Here is a 5,465-nt window from a genome sequence, read left to right on the forward strand (position 1 = left end):
CCCCCCCCCCACCAGCTCCGCCCGGCAGCACCTGCTGCCGTGGATCGCCCGCCGGCTCACCGGCCGCAGCTCCGGCGACGGGCGGCCGGCCAAGCGGGCCGAGCTGCTGCCGTTCGACCTGGGCGGCACCCGGGCGATGGGCGGTACGGGGGCGATGGACGGCACCGGGGCAATGGACGGCACCGGGGCGCCTTCGTAGGCGCTGGGGGCCTTCGTTGGCGCCGGGGGCCTTCGTAGCTTCCGCCGAATCGGGCGGGCGGATTGAGCTGCAGGTTCGGCCAGTAGAATGACCGACTGTGACTGTGAAGCCCCGTATCCCGAACGTCCTGGCCGGCCGCTACGCCTCCGTGGAGCTGGCCGCCCTGTGGTCCCCCGAGCAGAAGGTCAAGCTCGAGCGTCAGCTCTGGCTGGCCGTCCTGCGTGCGCAGAAGGACCTCGGGATCGAGGTGCCCGAGCAGGCGCTCGCCGACTACGAGCGCGTGCTCGACCAGGTCGACCTCGGCTCGATCGCCGAGCGCGAGAAGGTCACCCGGCACGACGTGAAGGCGCGGATCGAGGAGTTCAACGCCCTCGCAGGACATGAGCACGTCCACAAGGGCATGACCTCCCGTGACCTCACGGAGAACGTCGAGCAGCTGCAGATCCGGCTCTCCCTGGAGCTGATGCGGGACCGTACCGTCGCCGTCCTCGCCCGGCTCGGCAAGCTGTCCGCCGAGTACGGCGAGCTGGTGATGGCAGGCCGTTCGCACAACGTCGCCGCCCAGGCCACCACCCTCGGCAAGCGTTTCGCGACCGGCGCCGACGAGCTGCTCGTCGCGTACGGCCGTCTCGAGGAGCTGCTCGGCCGCTACCCGCTGCGCGGCATCAAGGGCCCCGTCGGCACCGCCCAGGACATGCTCGACCTGCTCGGCGGCGACGCCGCGAAGCTGGCCGATCTGGAGCAGCGCATCGCGGGGCACCTCGGCTTCGGTCAGGCCTTCACCTCCGTCGGCCAGGTCTACCCGCGCTCCCTGGACTACGAGGTCGTCACCTCGCTCGTGCAGCTCGCGGCCGCCCCGTCCTCGCTCGCGAAGACCATCCGTCTGATGGCCGGGCACGAGCTGGTCACCGAGGGCTTCAAGCCGGGCCAGGTCGGCTCGTCGGCGATGCCGCACAAGATGAACACCCGTTCCTGCGAGCGCGTCAACGGCCTGATGGTCATCCTGCGCGGCTACGCCTCGATGACCGGCGAGCTGGCCGGTGACCAGTGGAACGAGGGCGACGTCTCCTGCTCGGTGGTGCGCCGGGTTGCGCTGCCCGACGCGTTCTTCGCGCTCGACGGTCTCCTGGAGACCTTCCTGACGGTGCTCGACGAGTTCGGCGCGTTCCCCGCGGTCGTCGCCCGTGAGCTTGACCGCTACCTGCCCTTCCTCGCCACCACCAAGGTCCTGATGGGCGCGGTGCGCGGCGGCGTGGGCCGTGAGGTCGCGCACGAGGCCATCAAGGAGCACGCGGTCGCCTCCGCGCTCGCGATGCGTGAGCAGGGCGCCGAGCGCAACGAGCTGCTCGACAAGCTGGCCGCCGACGGGCGGATCCCGCTGGACCGCGCGCAGCTGGACGAACTGATGGCGGACAAGCTGTCGTTCACGGGTGCGGCCGCCGACCAGGTCGGTGTCGTGGTCGGCCGGATCGACGCGCTGGTCAAGCAGCACCCCGAGGCCGCCGCGTACACCCCCGGCGCGATCCTCTGACCGGGTACAGCCACGCATGACCCGGTACAGCCGCGCTGAGCTCGAGGCCGCCCGCGGCCGCATCGTCGACGATGTGGTGGCGGGCGGTCTTCGTGTGCTGTTCTGCGGGATCAACCCCGGCCTCCTGACGGCGGCTTCGGGCTTCCACTTCGCCCGCCCGGGCAACCGGTTCTGGCCCGTGCTCCATCTGTCGGGCTTCACCCCGCGACAGCTGCACCCTTGCGAGCAGCGGGAGTTGCTCTCGTACGGGCTCGGCATCACCAATGTCGTCGCGCGGGCCACGGCGCGGGCCGATGAGCTGACGCCCCAGGAGTACGTGGCGGGCGGGCGCATCCTCGAGGCGAAGGTCGAGCGGCTCGCGCCCCGGTGGCTCGCGGTGGTGGGCGTGACCGCGTACCGGGCGGCGTTCGGCGAGCGCACCGCGAAGATCGGACCGCAGGAGCGGACGATCGGCGGGAGCCGGGTGTGGGTGCTGCCCAACCCCAGTGGTCTGAACGCGCATTGGACGGCCCAGACGATGGCCGAGGAGTTCGCGCGGCTGCGGGAGGCGGCTTCCGGGGAGGCCTAGGGCGTTTCGTTTGGATCATCAGATCGTTGGTCCGGTGTGTCGTTGACTGCTGCGCAGTGGGCGCGGATCGAGCCGTTGCCCCCGGACCGGACGCCGATGCGAGGTGGCCGCTGGAGGGATCACCGGGAGGTGATCGAAAGAAGGGCCCTAGCCCGGTCGGCACCAAACCTCGGCGTCTGCAATCGCGGCCGATGAATACAGGGGATCCTGAGTGATCCGCGGTAGGCCCTCGACACGGCGTCCATCGACCGAGATCGAACCTGTGCGGCACGGCATCCACACCGTGGACAGCACGTTCGGCTCGCCGCCCAGGTCATACGTGTCGTTGCGAGTCAGTTGGCGGTCCAGGGGATCGGCCACCACGACCTCGATGCCCCCTGCCGCCGCCCGCAGACCGGAGCGCAGGTCGAGGCTCCAGTCGAGGGATGCCGACTCCACCTGAGGCTCGCGCCAGGGCAAGCCAGCCGTCACATCCGCGAAATAGCGGTTGAACGATGTCGCCAGCCACCGGCCAAGGTCCGGATCCGGGCCGATCACCCGAACCCGCTCGGCGTCGCCATACACGAGGGCATGGCCACAGCCCCGCTCCGACCAATCCACCCGCCAGACAGACGCGTACGCGACCGGCTGCCCGTCAAGGTAGAGGGTCAGGAACGGATTGGCGCCGATCAATCGAACCTGCATACGGCGACACTATCGAAGCCCACACCGCGCGGTCCGCACGATGATCGGAACGAGATGCCCCAGGGGTGTTGTCACCAACGTGCCGGGACAGCACACCTAGGGCGGGTCCGCGGTGGTGACCAGGGCCAGGAGTCGTGCGGGCTCGTCGCGGGTGACGCCGAGTGCCAGCCGGCGGTCGCGGGTGCGCCAGATGTCGACCTCGGCCACCAGGGTGGCGAGGAAAGCCCAGGATTCGGGTATCTCCCCTGCCAAGTCCCGCAGTTCGAGGCGCACCGGCTCGCCCCACCGTTTCGTGAGCGGGACCACGAGTGCATCGTGGGCGGCCTGCGCCGCCTCGCGTGCCAGCTCGGCTATGCGGTAACCCGGTCCGCACGCGCCGGGGCCGGAGCCGCCGTGCTCCGTGTCGAGGACGTGGGAGCACAGCAGATCCAGCGCTGCCAACTGAGCGTGCAGCAGACGCACTTCGGAGCTCGTCGGCGGGTGCGGCTCGGGCCGCGGTGCGGCGGTCATACGTCCAGTAGAGCAACCGCCACTGACAACGGGCGCCGCTCAGGCGTCCCTGCGCCGTACCGCCCACCACCCGGCGCCCACCGCGGCCGCCGCCCACAGTGCGGTGACACCCAGTCCCGGCCAGGGGCCGAGGCTGCCGTCGTAGTCGGAGTGCAGCACCACCTGGCCGGCGCGGTCCGGCAGGAACTCGGCGACGCCCGCGTTCATATCGCCGATGACGAAGCCCACGATCAGCACGAACGGGATCAGCAGGCTCAGGACGGCGACGCCGCTGCGCAGGAGCGCCGTGAGACCGCTCGCGAACAGCGCCATCAGCGCCAGGTACACACCGGCGCCCACGCAGGCGCTCAGCGCCCCCTCGTCGCCCAGGCCGAGCGCGTACTCGCCCATGAAGAGCTGGCCGACCAGGAACGTGGCGAAGGAGGTGACCAGGCCGAGGACCAGTGCCGCCGCCCCGATCACCGCGGTCTTGGCCGCGTAGAAGAGGCCTCTGCGCGGCACGGCGGCGAGCGAGACCCGCAGCGCACCGTGGGCGAACTCGGAGGAGAACGCGGTGGCGCCGAAGCTGATGGCCGCGATCTGGGCGAAGTTGATCGCGTAGAAGGCGCTGAACAGCGCGTCGTAGTCCGGATTGTCGGCCTCGGCCTGGCCGATCAACGGGAAGGCGAGCAGCGTGATGGCGAGGGTCGCGACCAGCACGGAGAGCAGGGAGCCCCAACTGGCGCGTACGGAACGGATCTTGATCCATTCGGAGCGCAGGACGGCGGGGGTGGTCATGGCGAGGTCTCCTCGGCGGGGAGTCGGTCGGCCGGCGTCGGTTCGGCCGGCGTCCGTTCGGCTGACGTCGGTTCGGCTGACGTCGGACGGTCGGCTTGGGTCGGTCGGCGTCGGTCGGTCGGCGTCGGTCGGTGTCAGGGGCGGGCGGGGGCCGCGGCGAACTCGGTGTCCTGCGCGGTGAGGGCGAGATAGGCCTGCTCCAAAGAGGCCTGCTCGTCGGCGAGTTCGAGGATCGGTACGCCTTCGCGGGCCGCGAGCGCGCCGATGTCCTCGGCTTTGGCGTCCTCGACGGTGAGCTTCCCGTCCTCGGTGAACTCGGCGACGTATCCCTGCTCGACCAGGACCTGCCGCAGCCTCGTCTGCTCGGTGCTGCGCACCCGTACGCGGGCGCGGCTGTGCTCGTCGAGGAACTCGCGCATCGGGGTGTCCGCCAGAAGCCGGCCGCGGCCGAGGACGACAAGGTGGTCGGCGAAGGCGGCCGTCTCGTTCATCAGATGGCTGGAGACCAGGACGGTGCGGCCTTCACGGGCGAGGCGGCGCAGCAGTTCGCGGATCCAGATGATGCCTTCGGGGTCGAGCCCGTTGGACGGCTCGTCCAGCATGATCACGGGCGGGTCGCCGAGCAGGGCGGCGGCGATGCCGAGGCGCTGGCGCATGCCGAGCGAGTACGTCTTGATGCGGCGGCCGGCCGCGGAGGCCAGGCCGGTCTCCGCCAGGACCTCTTCGACGCGCCGCACCGGAAGACCGTTGCTGACCGCGAGAGCGCGCAGATGGTTGCGGCCGGTGCGGGAGGCGTGCGCGTTCTGGGCGTCGAGCAGGGCGCCGACCTCGCGGAGCGGATCGGTGAGCGAGGCGTACGTGCGGCCGCCGACCGTGGCCGTACCGGAAGTCGGGCGGTCAAGGCCCAGGACGAGCCGCATGGTGGTGGACTTCCCGGCGCCGTTGGGGCCGAGGAATCCGGTGACCTTGCCGGGCGCGACGGTGAACGTGAGCTGGTCGACGGCGCGGGTGCTGCCGTACTCCTTGGTGAGTGCTGCGACCTCGATGCTTGTCATGGCTCCAGCCTCGGGAAACGGCGGCTCCGTGACCTCCCCCGGCAGTGGGGATCCCCTCCCCCGCACGGGGGGGCCGCTGTTTCTCGCCGTGCTGCCGGTCCCCCTGGTGGCGGGTGGCCGGCGTGGGGCCCCGCGGCGGGG

The 5,465-nt window shown here is 71.0% G+C and carries 6 protein-coding genes and 1 pseudogene; 3 read left to right on the forward strand and 4 right to left on the reverse strand.

Going from position 1 to position 5,465, the window contains the following annotated elements; translation table 11 throughout:
- From JAO81_RS35220 to mug, 3 genes and pseudogenes are all read left to right on the forward strand, one after another.
- Positions 1 to 199: pseudogene (locus tag JAO81_RS35220) on the forward strand (hypothetical protein); the annotation flags it as partial.
- 97 nt (positions 200 to 296) lie between these two features.
- Positions 297 to 1,730, forward strand: a complete 1,434-nt coding sequence (gene purB / locus JAO81_RS35225; protein ID WP_199552063.1) for an adenylosuccinate lyase — start codon at positions 297 to 299, stop codon at positions 1,728 to 1,730.
- Positions 1,731 to 1,746: 16 nt separating this feature from the next.
- Positions 1,747 to 2,298: a G/U mismatch-specific DNA glycosylase gene (mug, locus tag JAO81_RS35230; protein ID WP_199552064.1), complete on the forward strand. Its 552-nt coding sequence runs from the start codon at positions 1,747 to 1,749 to the stop codon at positions 2,296 to 2,298.
- A gap of 147 nt (positions 2,299 to 2,445) precedes the next feature.
- Here mug and JAO81_RS35235 read toward each other — a convergent pair whose 3' ends face one another.
- The 4 genes from JAO81_RS35235 to JAO81_RS35250 form a co-directional block, all read right to left on the reverse strand.
- Positions 2,446 to 2,982: a hypothetical protein gene (locus tag JAO81_RS35235; RefSeq protein WP_199552065.1), complete on the reverse strand. Its 537-nt coding sequence runs from the start codon at positions 2,980 to 2,982 to the stop codon at positions 2,446 to 2,448.
- Positions 2,983 to 3,078: 96 nt separating this feature from the next.
- Positions 3,079 to 3,492 (reverse strand): hypothetical protein, encoded by a 414-nt coding sequence (locus JAO81_RS35240; protein ID WP_199552066.1) that lies wholly within the window; start codon positions 3,490 to 3,492, stop codon positions 3,079 to 3,081.
- A 39-nt stretch (positions 3,493 to 3,531) separates the two neighbouring features.
- Positions 3,532 to 4,269 (reverse strand): ABC transporter permease, encoded by a 738-nt coding sequence (locus JAO81_RS35245; RefSeq protein ID WP_199552067.1) that lies wholly within the window; start codon positions 4,267 to 4,269, stop codon positions 3,532 to 3,534.
- Positions 4,270 to 4,403: 134 nt separating this feature from the next.
- Positions 4,404 to 5,324: an ABC transporter ATP-binding protein gene (locus JAO81_RS35250; RefSeq protein ID WP_199552068.1), complete on the reverse strand. Its 921-nt coding sequence runs from the start codon at positions 5,322 to 5,324 to the stop codon at positions 4,404 to 4,406.
- Positions 5,325 to 5,465 lie beyond the last annotated feature (141 nt).

Origin of the sequence: Streptomyces sp. N35 (genome assembly GCF_016464295.1) — a bacterium.
Lineage (GTDB): Bacteria > Actinomycetota > Actinomycetes > Streptomycetales > Streptomycetaceae > Streptomyces.

Coding starts and splice junctions, on each gene's coding strand:
- mug (WP_199552064.1), top strand. CDS start 1,747: ATGACCCGGTACAGCCGCGCTGAGCTCGAGGCCGCCCGCGGCCGCATC.
- JAO81_RS35235 (WP_199552065.1), bottom strand. CDS start 2,982: ATGCAGGTTCGATTGATCGGCGCCAATCCGTTCCTGACCCTCTACCTT.
- JAO81_RS35240 (WP_199552066.1), bottom strand. CDS start 3,492: ATGACCGCCGCACCGCGGCCCGAGCCGCACCCGCCGACGAGCTCCGAA.
- JAO81_RS35245 (WP_199552067.1), bottom strand. CDS start 4,269: ATGACCACCCCCGCCGTCCTGCGCTCCGAATGGATCAAGATCCGTTCC.
- JAO81_RS35250 (WP_199552068.1), bottom strand. CDS start 5,324: ATGACAAGCATCGAGGTCGCAGCACTCACCAAGGAGTACGGCAGCACC.